This is a genomic window from Streptomyces sp. P9(2023) (assembly GCF_032436795.1).
In the GTDB taxonomy this organism is placed as follows: Bacteria; Actinomycetota; Actinomycetes; order Streptomycetales; family Streptomycetaceae; genus Streptomyces.
In genome coordinates this window covers 265,432-282,194 of sequence record NZ_JAUPWM010000001.1, presented here as the reverse complement: position 1 = coordinate 282,194, position 16,763 = coordinate 265,432, and the positions used below count along the sequence as shown (strand labels likewise).

Below are 16,763 nucleotides of genomic sequence, written 5' to 3'. Positions count from 1 at the left end.
CCGGAGTGAAACCGCATGACCCTGCGCCATGTCAAGGACAACGAGTACGCCGAGGAACACGGCGGGGACTACGAGGACTTCGAGCCCGGCATGGTGATCCGGCACTGGCCGGGCCGTACCCTCTCCGAGGCCGACAACACCTGGCTGACCCTGCTGACGATGAACCAGCACCCGCTCCACTTCGACCAGCACTACGGCGCCGGCGCGGAGTACGGAAGGGTCCTGGTCAACAGCGGCATCACGCTGTGCCTGGTCGGCGGGATGACCGTACAGGCGCTGTCGGCGCGGGCGGTGGCCAACCTGGGCTGGGACAGAGTCCGTCTGAAGGACCCCGTCTTCGTCGGCGACACCCTCTACGCGACGAGCCGGATCCTCGACAAGCGACTGTCCCGGTCCCGTCCGGGGCAGGGGATCATCACGGTGGAGACGACGGGCACGAAGTCGACGGGGGAGTCCGTCATCGTCTTCGAGCGGTCGTTCATGGTGCGTTGCCGGGAGGGAGCGGACGTGGCTCCCGACGCCCCGTCCAGCCACGAGGTGTGAGTGATCGTCAGTTTGATCGACGGGGGTCCGAATGATCGGTCGGTCTGAAAGGATATCCGGCATGACGAGCGAGAATCAGCCCAAGGCGGGCCACCGCGGCATCCCCATCAGCACCGAGTTCCGCGAGTTCATGGCCTCCGGATGGGCGACCGACGACCGTGCGCCCGCGCCCCGTGCGGAGGTGGCCGACCATGCGGCCCGCCGGCGGGCGGCCGTGTCCGAGCGGTTCCCCGGCGAGCGGCTCGTCATCCCCGGCGGCGGCCTGAAGGTGCGGAGCAACGACACCGACTACACCTTCCGGCCGCACACCGCCTTCGCCCACCTGTCCGGGCTCGGCGCACACGCCGAACCCGACAGCGTCCTGGTCCTGGATCCAAGCCCCGAGGGCGGACATCATGCCGTCCTGTACTTCCGCCCGCCGGCCCCGCGGGACACCGAGGAGTTCTACATCGACTCCCGGTACGGGGAGTTCTGGGTCGGCTCCCGCCGGACCATCGCGGACGTCGAGTCGGAACTCGGCCTCACCGCACGCCACATCGACGAGCTCCCCGCCGACCTGGCCAAGGACGAGGCCGCCGCCCGGCTGCGTGTGGTCCGGTCGGCCGACCCGCGGCTCGCCGAGCTCGTCGACACCACCCGCGTCCAGGCGGGAACGTCCCTGACCGTCGAGGAACAGGAGGAGGCCGACGAGGAACTGGCCTGCCACCTGTCCGGGATGCGGATCGTCAAGGACGAGTGGGAGGTCGGCGAGATGCGCACGGCGATCGCCGCCACCCACAAGGGATTCGAGGCGATCATCGCCACCCTGCCGGAAGCCGTGCGCAAGGGGCGCGGCGAGCGGTGGGTCGAAGGGATCTTCGGTCTGTACGCCCGGCACGAGGGCAACGGCGTCGGATACGAGTCGATCTGCGCGTCCGGCGACCACGCCAACACCATCCACTGGACGAGGAACACCGGCGAGGTCCGCGAGGGCGACCTGATCCTGGTCGACGCCGGGATCGAGATCGACTCCCTCTTCACCGCCGACATCACCCGTACGCTTCCGGTGACCGGCCGCTTCACCGACGTACAGCGCAAGATCTACGACGCGGTCCACGAGGCGCAGCAGGCCGGCCTCGCGGCGGTGAAGCCCGGCAACAGGTTCAGTGACATCCACGCCGCCGCGAACGAGGTCGTCGCGCGCCACCTGCACGAGTGGGGGCTGCTGCCGGAGGGCGTCACGCTCGAGCAGACCCTCGACCCGGAGAACGGCGGCTGGCACCGCCGCTGGATGGTCCACGGCACCTCCCACCACCTGGGCATGGACGTGCACGACTGCCAGCTGCTGCTGCGCGAGGAGTACATGGACGGCGAGCTGAGGCCGGGCATGATCCTCACGGTCGAGCCGGGCCTGTACTTCAAGGCGGACGACCTGCTGGCACCGGAGGAGTTCCGCGGCATCGGGGTACGCATCGAAGACGACGTGCTGGTGACCGAGGACGGCTGCGAGAACCTGTCCGCCGCGATGCCGAGTGCCTCCTACGAGGTGGAGGAGTGGATCGCGCGGGTGTCGGATCCCGCGGCGAACCGATGACTTCGCCAGGGCTTCGACAGGCCTGACTGAAGCGTGCCCCTGCCGGTGATCCGGCAGGGGCACGGTCGTCAGCGGGCTCATCCCCTATGGGCGAACTGGGGCCTGGCCGGCGGAGCTTGCAGGACAGGCCCCTGGTCCCGAGGAGGGCTCAGCGCTTGAGGATGAAGGTGAAGTCGCCGGAGAGCTTGCCGCTCAGCCGGACCGCCGAGACGAGTCTGCCCTCGGTGATCAGTCTCTCGACCTCGGCCCGCGAAAGACCGCAGCCTTCAGCGATCAGTCGCGCCGGCCGGACAGGGATGCGCGCCTCGAAGCGGACCGAGACGTCGATGACGTCGTTCGCCAGGTGATCCGATCCACCGGTGTCGAGGCGCCAGGCGTCGTCCCAGTCGAGGGCGATGCGATTACGGCGCAGGACGACCGGATCCTGGAGCAACTCGGCTGCCAGGACAGGGTCGTTGCCATGCATCCGGTCGAGGAGATCAGGTCGTACGGAGCGGACGTTCATCCGCTCCAGGACCGTGAGCTTCGCCGTGTCCCCGCACGCGGTACAGAGCACGAGGAGCCAGGCGTCGAGGAGCTTGTGGTTCGCGTTGACGCGAAACTTGCCGTTCGCCCTGAAGCGCTCGGACGCGCATGCGTGGCAGCGGCGGAGAACGGTAGGCAGGCAGGTGGGCATGACCACCCAGCGATTGAGCACAGAAGTACACCGGTTCCAGTGAGAAGTCCGCAGCAAAAAGGAGCGCGGCGCAGATGCGCGACGCGCGACAGATCAGCTCTCGGGAGGTCTCACACGGTGTACAACGGGGCGTCCTTGGCTAGACGGCTTGGTCGGTCAGCACGGTAGTGGCGCAGCGCGGCGCCGTTCCACCGGTTTTCGGAGCGGCCCCCCGCCACCGAGCGCCGTCCTGCCGGAACCCTTGACGCCCGGCGGTCGTCCTTCGATACTGGCGGCCAAATCGATTTGGCCAAATCGATTTGGCTCTCCGTCCAGGGCCGGATCGCGGCTGAAATCCGAGCGTGCAGCAACGCCCGAACGGAGCCTGAACGTGTCCAGTCCCCGCCCGACCCTGCCCGGCACGGAACAAGAGTCACCCGAACCCGCACCCGCAGCCGAGCACGCAACCGAACCCGAACCCGCACCCGCACCCGAACCCGCACCCGCACCCGCCACTCCCCACCCCGTCGACGAATCCCGCCCCCTCGGCCGGATTCTGCTCTTCGGGATCCAGCACGTCCTCGTCATGGCCGCCACCCCCATCTCGGCGATCTTCCTGATGAGCGCGACCCTCCGCCTCGACCCCGGTCTGACCGTCAACCTGCTCTCCGCCGCCTTCGTGCTCTCCGGGGTCGGCTCCCTGATCCAGTCGCTCGGTCCCTGGAAGTTCGGGCCCCGGCTCCCGTTCGTGATGCTGCCGGGAGGAGCGCCGCTCATCCTCTTCCTCGCCATCGCCGAACAGCACGGGCTGCGCACGGCGACCGGCGCGGTGATCCTGACCGCCGTCTTCTACTTCGTCGTGCTGCCGGTCTTCTCCCGGCTGCTGGCCTTCTTCCCGGCCCTCGTCATCGGCACGATGATCGTCATCGTCGGCGTCAACCTGGTGAAGGTCGGCGCGGTCCTCGTCACCGGACGGCCCGGCCGGCCCGGCTTCGCCGACCCCCTCAACCTCGGTCTCGGCCTGGCCACCATCGGCTTCACCGTCGCCTTCTACCTGCTCTTCAGCGGTATCCTGCGCCAACTCGCCGTCATGCTCGGACTCCTCGCCGGCACCGCTCTCGCCGGGTTCCTCGGCAGCATCGACCTCGGCCGCGCCGCCGACGGCGGCCTGTGGACCGTTCCGCAGCTGATGCCGTTCGGCTCGCCCCAGTTCAACCTGGTCGCCGCGCTGCCCCTGATGCTCTACAGCCTCGCCTCCATGGCGGAGGCCACCGGACAGACCGTCATCAACGCCGAAGCCGTCGGCAAGGAGATCGACAAGCGCTCCGACGTCCCGAAGACCGTCCGCGGCGACGCGCTCACCTCGCTCTTCGGCGGGTTCTTCGGACTGCCGCTCATGGTCACCAGCGGCGAGAACATCGGGATCGTCCGTGTCACCGGCGTACGCAGCCGGTTCGTGACCGCCGCGGCCGGCGTCGTGCTCATCGTCATCGGGTTCCTGGCGCCCGTGACCCGCGCGATCAGCGTCATCCCGTCCGCGGTCGTCGGCGGCACCGCGATGGTCGTCTTCGCCGTGATCACCGTGCTCGGCGTGCAGATGCTCGGCCGCTCCGACCTCGACAAGCACACGAGCACGTTCATCTGCGCCGTCGCCCTCGCGCTCGGCCTGCTGCCGATCCTCGTTCCCGGCGTGTACGGCGGCTTCCCGCCGAACGTCCGCATCCTCCTCGAAAGCGGCGTCGCCGTCGGCGCGTTCGTCGCCGCCGTCCTCAACATCCTCTTCCACCACGTCAGGCCGGGCATCGCCGCCCGCCTGGCGCCCGCCCGCCCGGCCACCCCCCGTACGGAAAGCGACCGATGAACCCCCGCACCCGCGACCTCCTGACCGACCCAGGCCCCGGCCCCCTCCTCTTCGTACCGGACGCCGTCCTGCTGCCCGAAGGCCCTGCCGACGGCCACGCGGCCGTCGTCGCCGACGGCACCTTCCGTGCCGTGGGGCCGGCCGAGGAGCTGGTACGGACGCATCCGCACCTCGACCCGATACGTCTGCCGGGCCACGTCCTGATGTCCGGCTTCGTCGACGCCCACCACCACCTCACCCAGAGCTTCGGTTCCGCGCTCGCCTTCGGCGAACCGTCGGAGATATTCCGCCGGGTGTGGGTGCCGCTGGAGGGCGCGCTGGACGAGGAATCGGCGTACGTGGCCGCCAAGTTGGCCGCGCTCGAAGCCCTTCGCGGCGGCTTCACCACCGTCGCCGACGCCGGAACCCGGGCGGACGTCGACGTCGACGTGGTCGCGTCCGCCGCCCGCGACGCAGGCATCCGCTGCGTGCTCGGCCTCGTGTGCAACGACGCCGAGAGCGAGGACCCGACGCCCGCCCTGGCCCTCGCCGAGAAGCACCTCGCGCGCTACGACGGCGACCCGCTCGTCCACGCCTCCCTCGCCGTCTCCATCCCCGAGGCGGCCACCGAGGAGACGCTCCGGCGCACCGCCCGCCTCGCCGCCGAGTCCGGGGCCGTCGTCCAGATCCACGTCAACGAGCACCTGGCGGGGGTCGAGCGCTCCCTCGTACGTCATGGGCTGCGCCCCCTCGAGTACCTGCACAGCATCGGCGCGCTCGGCCCGCAGCTGCTCGCCGCGCACGCCACCCTCCTCACACCCCGCGAGCTCACCCTGCTCGCCGACACCGGGACGGCGGTCAGCTACAACCCCGTCGCCAGCGCCTGGAAGGGCAACGCCGTCGCACCCGCGACCGCCATGGCGGAACGCGGCGTCCGCTTCGGGCTCGGCACGGACGGCACCCGGGGCGACGGATTCCGGCTCGCCGAGGCGGCCGAGTTCGCGCAGCGGCTCGCGTACGGGCTCGTCACCGGCGACTCGTCCTGCGGCGCCGGCTGGACCTGGCTGGAACACGCCACGCGCGGCGGCGCCGACGCCGTCGGACTCGGCGCGCGGACCGGCACGATCGCGGAGGGCCTGGCCGCCGACTTCCTCCTCGTCGACGTCACCACCCCCGAACTCGCGCTCTCCTGGGACCTTCCCTGGGAGCTGGTACGGCGCGGCAACCGCGACCAGATCACCGCCGTGTTCGTCGGCGGACGCCTGCGGCTGTGGGACGGCCGGCCCGTCGACTGGGACGGTCCCGCACTCGTGGGCCGGGCGGCCGAACTGGCCCGCGCGGCCGTGGGAAGGGCCGCCGTCACCCGCGTACACCCCACTTCCACGGCGGCACGGGAAGCCGCGGCACGGGGGCGGAGCACGGCGAGGTGACCACCGAGACACTGGCGGTGCTCGCCGTCACGGTGACCGTCGCCGCGTTCGTCCAGGGCAGCAGCGGTCTCGGCTTCGCCCTGATCGTCGCCCCGGTGGCCGGGATCCTGGATCCCGGCCTGCTCCCGGTGTTCGTGCTGGCGTCGATGATCCCGCTCAACGTGTACGTCGCCTGGCGTGAGCGGGCCTCGCTCGATCTGCGGGGTGCCGGATGGATCACGGCCGCGCGGCTGGCGGCCACGCCGGGCGGACTGGCGCTGCTCTGGCTGATTCCGGACCGCAGCATCGGCCTGTTCGTGGGCATCGCCACCGTGCTCGCCGCCGTCGTGAGCCTGGCCGCGCCCGCGTTCACACCCGGCCGGGCCGCCTATGTGGGTGCGGGTGCGGTGACCGGTCTGACGGAGACCGCGACGGGGGTCGGCGGCCCGCCGCTGGCACTGGTCTATCAGCACCGGCCGCCCGCCGAACTGCGTTCCACCGTCGCCGCGTGCTTCCTCGTCGGCGAAGTCGCCTCGCTGCTGCTGCTGTTCGCGACGGGGGAGGGAAACCCCGCCGACCTCGGGTGGGCGCTCGCGCTGCTGCCCGCGATCGCCGTGGGGGCGTGGCTGAGCCGCCTGGTGCACCACCGGCTGGACGCACGGCGGATGCGTCTGTTCGTGCTGGTCTTCGCCCTGGTCTCGGGGGCGGTGCTGATGCTGGGAATCTGACCGTACGAACCCGGTGTGGCTTACGGCCCGGCCGGTTCCCGCAGCGACGAAGCCCGGGCGATCACCCGCGGTTCGGGCACCGTCGCCACCGTCGCCATCGATGCCACCGTCGTGGCGGCGGAGTCGCCGCGCAGTCGGCCGAGGAGGAGTTCCACCGCCTCGGCGGCCGCCCGGTCCAGGTGCAGGTCGACGGCGGTCAGCGGTGGTTCGCAGGTGCGGGCGCGGAGCCCGTCGTACCGGGTGACGACCATGACGTCGTCCGGGACGGTCCGCCCGCTGTCCTGGACCGCCCGGACGGCGCCCACCGCGAAGGCGTCCACCAGCGCGCAGACCGCGTCGATCCCGGGGTGCTCGGCGAGCAGGGCGGCACACTGTTCGTACCCGGCCTGTTCACCGCCCGCCTCGGCAGCGGTGGCCACGAGGGGGGCCCAGCCGTGTTCCTCGGCGACCCGAGCGTAGGCGGCGCGCGCGTCGACGGACGAGTGCCGTGAGCCGGAGCCGATGATCAGGGCCGGCTGCCGGGCACCCTGCTCGCGCAGGTGGGCGAGCAGCAGCTCGGCGACGAGCCCGCCGCGCAGATCGACGTACGGTACGTCCGCGTCCGGCGACACGGGCCTGCCGAGCGCCACGTACGGCAGCCCGCGCGCCTGCAACGTGGCCACCGCCGCGTCGTCCACGTCGGGCTCCACCACGATCGCCCCGTCGATGTCGACGGAGTACAGGGCGGACCCGGACTGCACGGGCGGCACGAGGACCAGCGCGTAGTCGTGTACGAGGGCGCTCTCGGCGGCGGCGGCCGCGACCTCCATGTAGAACCCGAGCCGGGACGGTCCGCCGGCCACCGCGAACGGCATGGAGGAGGCGAGCGCGATGGCCTTCGCCTGCCCGCGCCGCAGCCGCTGCGCCCGCAGGTTGGGCCGGTAGCCGAGCTCGCCGGCGACCTGCTTGATGCGCTCGCGGGTCCGGGGGTCGACCTTGCCGATTCCGTTGAGGGCGTGCGAGACCGTCGTACGGGACACCCCCGCGACCCGCGCGACATCGGCGATCGTCGGCGGCCTCGGACCGGAACCGGAAGTGGGCATCTGCGGGAACACTCCTCGCGTGTTGAGCACGGGTGACCCCACCATCTTCGCCGAACGCGCGCGGCGGCGGAGCCTGCACCCCAGGGTTCGGCGTCGATGGCCAGGGCGGCGCCGTCGATCCGCCGGAACGCCGGGGGTGCAATGCGTTGGACGCGGCGATCCGGGCGTTGCTACGTTGCGAGACATGTCGAGTCCTGAGGCGGAAAGAAGCGGGCCACCGGTGATCCGGTGGCCGATCGCGTAACCCTCTGACGACCCTGCTTCCTCCGGCCCCGTCGCCGAGCAGTACGTCGCGCATCCGCCACGGATCAACCGCAGCGCGGGACCACGCCCGGAGCTCTCTCCGAGGCAACTCCCACGCGACCGCATGACCTTCCGGTCCATGCGTTGGCATCGGGTCCTTCGTCGGGGTCAACGTGGGCGGCCGGCTTGCGGACAGCCGTCCCGGCCGGGTGCTGGCGGTCGGTGGTGCGGCGCTCTCGGCGGGCTGGCTCCTCTTCGCCCTCACGGCCGCGAACCCGGTCGTGGCGTTGATCCTCGTCTTCGTCCAGGGGGTGCTCTCGTTCGGTGTCGGCTCCACGCTGATCGCGCAGGCCCTCTACACCGCCTCGGACGCCCCCACACTGTCCGGCGGCTTCGCCACGGCCGCGCTCAACGTCGGCGCGGCGGCCGGACCCGCCCTGGGGGGTCTCGCCCTGAGTGCCGACCTCGGCTACCGCTCGCCGCTGGTCGTGAGCGCCGCGCTCGTCGCCACCGCGCTGGTCCTGGCGGGAGTGGCCCGGGCCGCGGGCCACCGCCCCTAGCGCGCGAAGGGGACTGTGGCCACGGTCAGGGCTGCGGGGTAGACGCCTTCCTCGCCGGTCGGGGGGGACGAGGAATTCAGGGCGACGGTGATCAGCAGCGCCACGAGGGCGATGATGGCCAGAACCACGGCGACCACGACCCGGCGGCTATGTCGGGGCGCGGCGGTGTTCGTGGGTAGTGGTGACTCCTCGGGGAACTGCCGGTTCAGATTGTCGATCGCGGCGACGAGGGTGGGATCGTCAAGGGCGAGGGCGTCTTCCATCTCGGCGAGGATGCGCTGGTCATCTGCGGGGTGACTCATGGTGACCCCTTCTGGACTGCGAGCGGGTGCTCTCTGAGGAAGGGTTCCCGCCGGGCACCCTTTGGATGCGTCCCTTCGCCACGCCCTCGGAGGTACCCGCGGTAACCCCTGTTCACCGCCTCACGCGGGCCAGACTGACGCGTACGAGCGCGGCCGCAAGGCGGGCCAGGTCCTTCGGGGGGACGTGGTGGGCGAGGCCGGTAGGGGTGTGGGGGAGTCCGAGGTCGGCGGCGGTCGCGAGGGAGCGTTCGTCGAAGAACGGGCGCAACTCCGGCCACACCTCCTGGGCTTCCCGGCAGAAGATGTCCGCGCCCACCGGCCCGATCCGGGGCACCTCCTGGAGCAGTTCGCGCAGCTCGTCCGTGTCACCCGCCGCCGTCTCACGGAGTTTCCGCAGGTCGCCGTCGAAGCGGTCGAGTACCAGTCGCGCGCCGTCGCCGAGCGCGGTCGCGGTGCTCTCGTCGTACCGGACGTAGTGCGCCCGTCCGAGGGCGTCCACGCGCTGCTGCCAGGTGGATTCCACCATCGCTTGCGGCGTCCGCAGTCCTGCGGCGAAGAGCTCCCGGGCTGCGGCGGTGGCCGTCTCGGCCCTGATGCGGATCGAGCACAGGACCGTGAGGACGAGGAGTTGGTACAGCGGGGCGGGCTTGTCGCGGAGGGTGATGCCGGCTTCGTCGGCGTACGTCTGTCCGTGCTCGCGCAGCAGCCCTTCGATCATCCGGGCGCTTTCCATCGGACGCTCCTTCCGGCCCGTCATCCCTGGTTCACGTCGGGTGTGTCGGGTGGTGGCAGGCCTGCGCGGCCGCCGGCATCGGGATCCCCGCCGCCGGACCCGGCGCGGCAAGCCCTTCTGCTCGGCGGGCAGTCGGCCGTGCAGCCGGTTCATGATGTCTCACCACCGGACGCCGCGACCTGCTTGAGCGTGTGACCGCTGCGGGCCGAGCGGGCGCGCCAGGGGTCGGGGGTGCCGTGGGCGGAGGCGCGTTCGTCGGCGTGTTTGACCAGCAGCCAGGCCTCGCGTTCTCCGCCGCGGTCGGCGCGGATGCGGGTGAGGGCGTAACCCCCGTGCAGCTTCCGGCCGTTCAGCCAGAACGAGGCGTGTCCGTGCTCCAGGGCGTCGGCGAGCGGGACCGGCTCGTCGTGGCGGTCGGTGGAGAGGTTGCGGTACGTGCCCTCGTCCCAGACGATCACCGTGCCGGCGCCGTACTCGCCCGACTCGATGACACCTTCGAACTCCCGGTACTCCAGCGGATGGTCCTCGGTCGGCATGGCCAGCCGCTTGTCGTGCGGGTCGCTGGACGGGCCCTTCGGGATCGCCCACGACTTCAGTACACCGTCCACTTCGAGGCGGAAGTCGAAGTGCAGCGCGCTCGCGTCGTGGATCTGGACGACGAAGGAGGGCCGCGCGCTCGTTTCCCCGCCGGTGTCGCCCTTCGGCTCTGCCGTCTTGGAGAAGTCACGCCGACGGCGGTACTCCGTCAGTGACTGCCTCGCCGCCATGGCCTCCTCCTACCGTCGGGCGCGACGGAGGCGGTCCGCCGCCGCGTTCAGCGAGCGGGGTCGGGGTGCGGGGCTCCAAGGGTTCTCCTTGAGGAGCACGTCCGCGTCCGCGAGGGTCCACCGGCGCGCGTCGAGAGCCGGATCCTCCAGATCGCCCCAGGCCAGCGGGGCCGCGACGGGCGCGCCGGGGCGGGCCCGTACCGCGTACGGTGCGACAGCCGTCTGACCGTAGGCGTTGCGCTGGATGTCGAGGTAGAGCCGCCCCTGCCTCGCCTTCTTGCGGACCTCCGTGGTGAGCCGGTCGGGGTGGCGGTCGGCGAGTACGGCCGCGGCGTCGGCCGCGAAGGCGCGTACGTCGTCGAAGGGGGCGCGCCGGTCCAGCGGCACGACCACGTGCAGACCACGTGAGCCCGTGGTCATCAGCTGCGACGGCAGTCCCAGCTCGTCCAGGAGCTCGTGGAACCACCGGGCGGCCTCGCGGACCCGGCCGAACTCGTCGGGCGGGTCGAGGTCGGGCGGGTCGAGGTCGAAGACCAGCCGGTCCGGATGATCGGGCCGGTCGGCCCGCGAGAGGAACCGGTGCGGCGTGATGCAACCCTGGTCGGCGAGCAGGACCAGGGTGGCGGTGTCCTCGCAGATCACGTACGTGACCGTGCCGCCCTCCTTGGGCAGTTCCGCGCGGTGGACCCAGTCCGGGAAGTGCTCGGGGATCTCCTTCTGCATGAACCCGGCATGGTCGATACCGTCCGGATGGCGCTCCAGCATCAGCGGGCGGCCACGCAGATGCGGCAGCATTCGGCGGGCGACGGTGCGGAAGTACGCGGCGAGGTCGGCCTTGGTGATGCCGTCATCAGGGAAGAGCGCCTTCTCCGGCCTGCTGACCTCGACGGTGTGTCTGCCCGCCCGGACCTTCTGCGCCGCGCTCATCATGCTCCCTCCTGAGCCCCTGGTCAGCCCCTGCCCTGGGCACCGACCGGTATGCGCCGCGCCATCGCCCGAGCCGGGCTCGTCGGCCTCCGCCCGAAACAGCCACGAGCGGCGCGCGTGCCCACAGGCCGGCCGGGTAGGCGCGGCCCGAGAGTCACAGGCAAGGTGGGAGGGAGGAAGTCACTTCCCGCTCGCTCGCGCCTCCGGAGGCGATTCGGCATGGTGATGGCTCTTTCCCTGGTGTCCCCCGACGGTGCCCATCTGCTGGTCCCCGCCGACGAGGTGTCCCAGCTGCTGCGGCACTTCGCGGACGGCTGGCTGCGTACGGCGGACGCGCGCGGCCTTGACGCGGACACGGTCGGGACGCTGGCAGGTGCGCTGAGCGCGGTCGCCGACCAGCTCGATGCGGAGTGCATCGCCTTCATGCCGTCCCGGGACGAAGAGGCCTGAGAACCGCCGTGGCCCTGTCGTGGTGTGGCCGCAGCGACACGGAGGGTGGCCGCTGTCGGGGCGTACCGTGGATGCCACCGGGATCAGTACAGGGAACGTCGCCTGACGGATGCCATCCCGCCGTACGCCCGGGGCGAGAGGTCGTGAGTCCGCCATGGCGGTCTTCGAGCTGATGGACGTGGCCTTGGTGTCGGACGAGTACGGCCGGGTCACCGTGCCCCTGAACACGAACGGGCGGGAAGCCGTCGAGCTGCCGGAGGGGACGGTGATCGGCGTCGCCCTGACCTTCCGTACGGGCGAGGAGGTCGACGGGCTGACATTCCTGGAGGAGCGGTCGCACGAGGGGCGCGTGATCGCCGAGAACCGTACCGTCCTGGGTGGGTTCCGGGCCGGCGGGCCGTACGAGATCCAGCTGCCGGCCGAGCGGCTTCCCATCGGGCGCGGATGCGGGACGTACGAGGTGACGGGCCGGATCGTCGACCCCGACGGCCGGGAACTCGCCCGGGAACGTCACCGCTTCCATATCGTCCACCGAGGGGAGGCCGCCCTCGGGACGAGGCGTCGGCACGGTCGGTCCCCGGCCGCGACCACGCCCGTACACCCCGGAGCCGCGCGCCCCGCCTGAACCTCCACCCACCGAACCGCGACCGCGAGGGAGACGGCCATGGGTACTCCTCCCGACGATCCGGTACCCCCGAGCCCCACCCCGGCACCAGGCCCGGGCCCCGGTCCGCAGCCCGGGCCGGTACCAGGTCCGGTCCCCTCGCCGGGCGGGCCCGACCCGACCCCACCGGCACCGCCCCAACCGGAACCCGATCCGCAGCCCCCACCCGCCCCACGCCCGGAGCCGCACCCCCAGCCCGGCCCCCTGCCCGGCCCCGTACCGGCCCCGGATCCCGTCATCCGTACGGAGGGCGCTGAGCGACGAGGGACGCCTCGTAACAGCCCCGCGCCTGCTGTCGCCGGTCACCCGGCCTCAGACCGCCGGTGACTGGTCGAGGGTGAACAGTCCGCCGTCCGGGTCCCGGACGGTCAGCTGGTGTTCGGTACGGGGCCAGGGGCCGTCCTTGATGACGCTGCCGCCGTGTTCGATCACGGCGGCGCGGGCCGGCTCCAGCGCGGGGACCTTGAAGTGGACGAGCCACCGGGGCCGTAGCTGCGGTTTCTCGGCGGCCTGCTCGACCGGACCGCTGTTCAGGCGGGCGACCGGCTGTCCGCCGTGGCGGAGGACGACCTGGTCCTCCTCGTACGAGATGTCGCAGCAGCCGTCGCTGCCGTCCGCCCACTCCAGGACCTCGCCGTAGAAGACGGCGGCGTCGAAGGCGTTCCGGGTGTGCAGCTCCAGCCAGGCCGGTGCCCGGCCGTCGCCGAACCGCCACTCGGAGCGCACGCGGCCCTCCCAGATGCCGAAGCTCGCGCCTTCGAGGTCGGCGGCGAGCGCGGCCCGTCCGCTCGGCGGATAGGACACCGGCCCGACGCCGACGGTGGCGCCGCGTTCCCGGATCCGCGCGACGGCGGTGTCGGCGTCGGCCACGGCGAAGTACGCGGTCCACGCGACCGGCACGGCCAGTTCACCGGCCAGGGCGCCGATGCCGGCCACGGGCACGCCGTCCAGCTCGGCGACGGAGAAGGCCCGGCCGAAGCTGGCCCGGCGGAAGGTCCAGCCGAGTACGGCCCCGTAGAAGGCCTCGGCGGCCTGCCGGTCCCGAGCCATCAGGCTCAGCCAGCACGGGGCGCCGAGTACGTCGGAGGTCACCTGGACCACGCTCGGTCTCCTCCCTGGTCACGCTCAGCACACAGCTGCCGGCAGACCACGGCCACCGATCATCCTGCGTGTACGTACGACGGAGACCTGCCCTCATCTCGACACTACGCCTCCGGGTACGGGCACGGGCTCGTCGCGGATCGCGGCGATGACGGTGCGGGCCCACTCGGCCGGCGGGGGCATGGTCAGGAGACGGATCAGGCGCATGGTGTTGGCACGGCGCTGCGCGGGCGTCATGGTGAGTGCGGTGCGCAGGACGTCGACCAGGTCGTCGGCGCATTGGGGATCGGTGAGAAGTGCGGGCCCGCGGAGGTAGTCGGCCGCACCGGCGTAACGGGAGAGGACGAGAACGCCCGCCCCTTCGGTCGCGGCCTGTGCGACGAGGAACTCCTGAGCGGTGAGGTTCATGCCGTCCGCAAGCGAGGTGACCCAGAAGACGTCGGCGGCCAGGTAGTGATCGATGACGTCGGGGAAGGACAACGTCTCGGGCAGGTAGTCGATCGGTGCCCAATCCGGGGTGTGCCAACGTGAGTTGAGCTCGGTGATGGCGTGTTCGAGGTGGGCGCGGGTGGTGTCGTAGGCGTGGATGCCCGGAGCGGGCGGCGGGCACACCAGGCGGTAGCGCAGTCGTCCGCGCAGCGCCGGCTGCTGTTCGAGGAGCGCGGCGACGGCGTCGATCTTCTGTACGGGCGCCTTGGCGTAGTCGAGCCTTTCCACCGACAGGACCAGCAGAGCATGCGGGTCCCTGGGCGCGGCGGGAACGCGTGAACGGGCGAGCTCGGCGACGGTGTGACGGTCGATGCCCAGCGGATGGACGCCGATGCGGGGTATGCGAGGGGATCCGCCGAGCACGCGTCGGAAGTTGTCGGCGAAGTCGCTTGTGTGGAAGCCCGCCCAGTCCAGCTGGAGAAGGGACGTGCGCAGCTGCTCGGCCGCCGGCAGACGGCGGAAGGCGAGGGGGTGGGGGAAGGGGGTGTGGTGGAACAGGCCGACGGCGAGGTCGGGACGTTCCCGCTTGAGCAGGCCGGGGACGAGCCAGAGGTTGTAGTCGTGGAGCCAGACGGTCCCGTTGCGCGCGGCGTGGGTGTTGATGTGGCGGGCGAAGGCGGAGTTGAACGCCTCGTAGTCGGCCCACCAGGCGGCGTCATGCTGGATGAGATGGTCCTGGGAGGTCAGTGCGGGCCACAACGTCTCCTTGCAGGCGCGGTGGAAGTAGCCGTTCCACCGGTCGGCCGGCACGGGGAGGAGGGCCAGGGGCAGCCGCGTCGGTACGGGCGCGGCCCCGGCGTCGTCGTCGGTGGTGGCGGCGGCCCAGACGGCGTCGAGATCGTCCGCGCCGGAGTCGAGGAGGGACGCCAGCGTCGGCAGGATGCCGTTGGGGCTGCACGGCTCGTGCCACTCTCCCTCCGACCAGTGCACGGGCGGGCGGTGATAGCCGATCACCACGCCCTTGAGGCGCTTCACCCAGCCGAGGCGTTCCAGGGCCGCGAGGATGGCGGCCGCGCCGTCTAGCGCGGGTCGGTGCACCAGCGGGTCGGTGCTGACGTGCGCCAGCAGATCGGGCTCGGCGTTCCGCATGACGACACCGTGCGAACCGATCTGGAACAGCGACAGATCATTGCGGGAGTCACCTGCCACGAGCACCCCGGTCTCGGGCCAGCGGAGGCGACGCATGAGCCGGCGGAGGGCGGGCCCCTTGCCCGACCGGGCCGGCAGGACGTCGAAGTACCGGTCTGCGGAGTACGTCCAGGTGCAGCCCAACTCGTCAACGGCTGCCGTGATGTCAGGTGAGCGGTGCTCGGGCGCCAGATAGTACGAGCAGCGGCCCTGTTGGTCGGCGTCGTGCTGGTACACGAGCGCGGGGAACCGGCTGAGCGCCCTCCGTACGTGGTCGTGTCCCGGCCATCCGGTACGGAGCGGCTCCTCCAGAGCGGTGACGTGGCGCATGTCGGTGGCGTCGATGACGCTCGCACCGACGTCCGCGATGATCCAGCGTGGCGGCGGCAGCAGGGGGTCCTGAGCGAGGAGCGCCTGTACCGAGGAGAGGCCGCGGCCGGTGGCGTAGACGACCGTGATCGTGGGGTGCCGGCGCAGGGCGTGGAGCAGTTGTCGGCGGCTGTCCGGGTCCCCGGCCAGGAGGGTCCCGTCGAGGTCAGCGACAAGGACCGTGGGGCCGGGGCTTGGGCCGGGGCTTGGGCTGGCGCCGGGCACTGGGGCTACCAGGCCGGGTCGTGCGTCACGGGGTCGATCACGGTGGGCCCGTCGCCGGTGAGGCTTGAGCGGTCGGATCCGTCGGGTCCGGGCGGGAGTTGCCCACGGACACTCCGCATGGCACGACCGAGCCGGGCCATCCTGGCGTCGTCGCTCTCTTCCAGCCGGTCGACGAGCTCGCGCGGCGCTCCACGAACACAACTCACGAGTTCGTCGAAGACCGACGGCTCTCCGTCGAGGAGCGGCGCAGGGGTTTCCGCACCATCGGGCTGGACCGGAGGCCGGATGTACGTGAAGTGCACGGTGTTACTGCGCTCTTCGCCGTCGATGGCGACCACGGACACGGTTCCGCTGCCCTGCGGAATGGTGAAGGTGAGGGTGACGTCCCCGGGGGCGAAAACCTCACCCTTCCACTCGCCCTCCTCCAGTACACGGTCACCCCACAGGATGTGCCGGGTGCCGAGCAGGGTTCCGGTGAGGGTGACGTACTGGTGGAGAGATCCACTGCAGGGGTCGATCCGTTTGATCCTCAACGACACGATCCGCACCTCGTTCCCGGAAGCCTGGGTGCCTGGTCAATCAGATCAACGTTCGCCGGAACCCTCGCCGCGCGCACGCGGGGAGGGGCCGAGCGGCTGACGCTTGCACGTCCCCCTGTTGTGGCTATGCGGGCTTCTTGGCCGGGGTCGGTGAGGAGCTGGTGGTTGATGCCGCCGTCGGCGTGTTGTGCCCAGGCTCCGACGATGCGGCCGTTCCACCAGACGGTCGGCCCAGGGCTCCGGTTCTGCGGCCCTCTGCGGCGAGGACGCCGAGGATGGTGGCGGCGACCCGTTGGCGTGACTCGTAGGGCTTGCCGGGGGCCGGGGCTCTCACCCGCGTCGGGGGGGGCGACGTAGACGAGGGCGGTGAGGGGGTTCTCGACCGCGCGGATCATGTCGTAGCCGCGCTTGTTCAGCTCGACGATGACGTTCGCCC

Annotated in this window: 16 protein-coding genes and 1 pseudogene; 8 read left to right on the top strand and 9 right to left on the bottom strand. The window is 71.4% G+C overall.

The window, feature by feature from the left end; translation table 11 throughout:
- Positions 1–15 precede the first annotated feature (15 nt).
- Together Q5762_RS01310 and Q5762_RS01305 are read left to right on the top strand one after the other, a co-directional pair.
- On the top strand, positions 16–543 hold the full coding sequence (locus Q5762_RS01310) for a MaoC family dehydratase (RefSeq protein ID WP_315889996.1): 528 nt from the start codon (positions 16–18) through the stop codon (positions 541–543).
- 61 nt (positions 544–604) lie between these two features.
- A complete protein-coding gene (locus Q5762_RS01305) occupies positions 605–2,116 on the top strand; it encodes an aminopeptidase P family protein (protein ID WP_315889995.1) in 1,512 nt (503 codons plus the stop codon).
- Positions 2,117–2,264: 148 nt separating this feature from the next.
- On the opposite strand, the gene Q5762_RS01300 is transcribed toward Q5762_RS01305, so the two are convergent.
- Positions 2,265–2,813, bottom strand: a complete 549-nt coding sequence (locus Q5762_RS01300; protein ID WP_315889994.1) for a DUF1062 domain-containing protein — start codon at positions 2,811–2,813, stop codon at positions 2,265–2,267.
- Between the two features lie 511 nt (positions 2,814–3,324).
- Here Q5762_RS01300 and Q5762_RS01295 point away from each other — a divergent pair.
- Genes Q5762_RS01295 through Q5762_RS01285 form a run of 3 tightly spaced genes read left to right on the top strand, consistent with a single transcriptional unit; the run spans position 3,325 to position 6,748 of the window.
- Positions 3,325–4,632, top strand: coding sequence for a uracil-xanthine permease family protein (locus Q5762_RS01295; RefSeq protein WP_399494261.1), 1,308 nt, complete (start codon positions 3,325–3,327; stop codon positions 4,630–4,632).
- A complete protein-coding gene (locus tag Q5762_RS01290; protein WP_315889992.1) occupies positions 4,629–6,041 on the top strand; it encodes an amidohydrolase family protein in 1,413 nt (470 codons plus the stop codon). The genes Q5762_RS01295 and Q5762_RS01290 overlap by 4 nt, the downstream gene beginning before the upstream one ends.
- Complete coding sequence (locus Q5762_RS01285; RefSeq protein WP_315889991.1) at positions 6,038–6,748, top strand: sulfite exporter TauE/SafE family protein; 711 nt, start codon at positions 6,038–6,040, stop codon at positions 6,746–6,748. The genes Q5762_RS01290 and Q5762_RS01285 overlap by 4 nt, the downstream gene beginning before the upstream one ends.
- Before the next feature lie 20 nt (positions 6,749–6,768).
- Here Q5762_RS01285 and Q5762_RS01280 read toward each other — a convergent pair whose 3' ends face one another.
- Positions 6,769–7,830, bottom strand: coding sequence for a LacI family DNA-binding transcriptional regulator (locus Q5762_RS01280; RefSeq protein WP_315889990.1), 1,062 nt, complete (start codon positions 7,828–7,830; stop codon positions 6,769–6,771).
- Between the two features lie 389 nt (positions 7,831–8,219).
- Between Q5762_RS01280 and Q5762_RS01275 the strand changes: the two are divergent.
- Positions 8,220–8,633: pseudogene (locus Q5762_RS01275) on the top strand (Cmx/CmrA family chloramphenicol efflux MFS transporter); the annotation flags it as partial.
- Here Q5762_RS01275 and Q5762_RS01270 read toward each other — a convergent pair.
- The 4 genes from Q5762_RS01270 to ligD all read right to left on the bottom strand — a co-directional run bounded on the left by Q5762_RS01270 (position 8,630) and on the right by ligD (position 11,362).
- Positions 8,630–8,935 (bottom strand): DUF3040 domain-containing protein, encoded by a 306-nt coding sequence (locus Q5762_RS01270; protein WP_315889989.1) that lies wholly within the window; start codon positions 8,933–8,935, stop codon positions 8,630–8,632. The pseudogene Q5762_RS01275 and the gene Q5762_RS01270 sit on opposite strands and share 4 nt — an antisense overlap.
- Before the next feature lie 112 nt (positions 8,936–9,047).
- Complete coding sequence (locus Q5762_RS01265; RefSeq protein ID WP_315889988.1) at positions 9,048–9,668, bottom strand: endonuclease; 621 nt, start codon at positions 9,666–9,668, stop codon at positions 9,048–9,050.
- A 149-nt stretch (positions 9,669–9,817) separates the two neighbouring features.
- A complete protein-coding gene (locus Q5762_RS01260; RefSeq protein WP_315889987.1) occupies positions 9,818–10,435 on the bottom strand; it encodes a DNA polymerase ligase N-terminal domain-containing protein in 618 nt (205 codons plus the stop codon).
- 9 nt (positions 10,436–10,444) lie between these two features.
- Positions 10,445–11,362, bottom strand: a complete 918-nt coding sequence (gene ligD / locus Q5762_RS01255; protein ID WP_315889986.1) for a non-homologous end-joining DNA ligase — start codon at positions 11,360–11,362, stop codon at positions 10,445–10,447.
- Between the two features lie 219 nt (positions 11,363–11,581).
- Here ligD and Q5762_RS01250 point away from each other — a divergent pair, with 219 nt between their 5' ends.
- Positions 11,582–11,812: a DUF6213 family protein gene (locus tag Q5762_RS01250; RefSeq protein ID WP_315889985.1), complete on the top strand. Its 231-nt coding sequence runs from the start codon at positions 11,582–11,584 to the stop codon at positions 11,810–11,812.
- Between the two features lie 154 nt (positions 11,813–11,966).
- A complete protein-coding gene (locus Q5762_RS01245; protein ID WP_315889984.1) occupies positions 11,967–12,437 on the top strand; it encodes a hypothetical protein in 471 nt (156 codons plus the stop codon).
- A 351-nt stretch (positions 12,438–12,788) separates the two neighbouring features.
- Here Q5762_RS01245 and Q5762_RS01240 read toward each other — a convergent pair whose 3' ends face one another.
- The 3 genes from Q5762_RS01240 to Q5762_RS01230 all read right to left on the bottom strand — a co-directional run bounded on the left by Q5762_RS01240 (position 12,789) and on the right by Q5762_RS01230 (position 16,327).
- Positions 12,789–13,577 (bottom strand): VOC family protein, encoded by a 789-nt coding sequence (locus Q5762_RS01240; protein ID WP_315889983.1) that lies wholly within the window; start codon positions 13,575–13,577, stop codon positions 12,789–12,791.
- Between the two features lie 93 nt (positions 13,578–13,670).
- Positions 13,671–15,788 (bottom strand): HAD-IIB family hydrolase, encoded by a 2,118-nt coding sequence (locus tag Q5762_RS01235; protein WP_315889982.1) that lies wholly within the window; start codon positions 15,786–15,788, stop codon positions 13,671–13,673.
- Between the two features lie 5 nt (positions 15,789–15,793).
- On the bottom strand, positions 15,794–16,327 hold the full coding sequence (locus Q5762_RS01230) for a hypothetical protein (protein ID WP_315889981.1): 534 nt from the start codon (positions 16,325–16,327) through the stop codon (positions 15,794–15,796).
- Positions 16,328–16,763: the final 436 nt, after the last annotated feature.

Bases quoted from the DNA above. Each gene is read 5' to 3' on its own strand.
- Q5762_RS01250 (WP_315889985.1), top strand. From the start codon at position 11,582: ATGGTGATGGCTCTTTCCCTGGTGTCCCCCGACGGTGCCCATCTGCTG.
- Q5762_RS01260 (WP_315889987.1), bottom strand. From the start codon at position 10,435: ATGGCGGCGAGGCAGTCACTGACGGAGTACCGCCGTCGGCGTGACTTC.
- Q5762_RS01290 (WP_315889992.1), top strand. From the start codon at position 4,629: ATGAACCCCCGCACCCGCGACCTCCTGACCGACCCAGGCCCCGGCCCC.
- Q5762_RS01265 (WP_315889988.1), bottom strand. From the start codon at position 9,668: ATGGAAAGCGCCCGGATGATCGAAGGGCTGCTGCGCGAGCACGGACAG.
- Q5762_RS01245 (WP_315889984.1), top strand. From the start codon at position 11,967: ATGGCGGTCTTCGAGCTGATGGACGTGGCCTTGGTGTCGGACGAGTAC.
- ligD (WP_315889986.1), bottom strand. From the start codon at position 11,362: ATGAGCGCGGCGCAGAAGGTCCGGGCGGGCAGACACACCGTCGAGGTC.
- Q5762_RS01270 (WP_315889989.1), bottom strand. From the start codon at position 8,935: ATGAGTCACCCCGCAGATGACCAGCGCATCCTCGCCGAGATGGAAGAC.
- Q5762_RS01310 (WP_315889996.1), top strand. From the start codon at position 16: ATGACCCTGCGCCATGTCAAGGACAACGAGTACGCCGAGGAACACGGC.
- Q5762_RS01305 (WP_315889995.1), top strand. From the start codon at position 605: ATGACGAGCGAGAATCAGCCCAAGGCGGGCCACCGCGGCATCCCCATC.
- Q5762_RS01280 (WP_315889990.1), bottom strand. From the start codon at position 7,830: ATGCCCACTTCCGGTTCCGGTCCGAGGCCGCCGACGATCGCCGATGTC.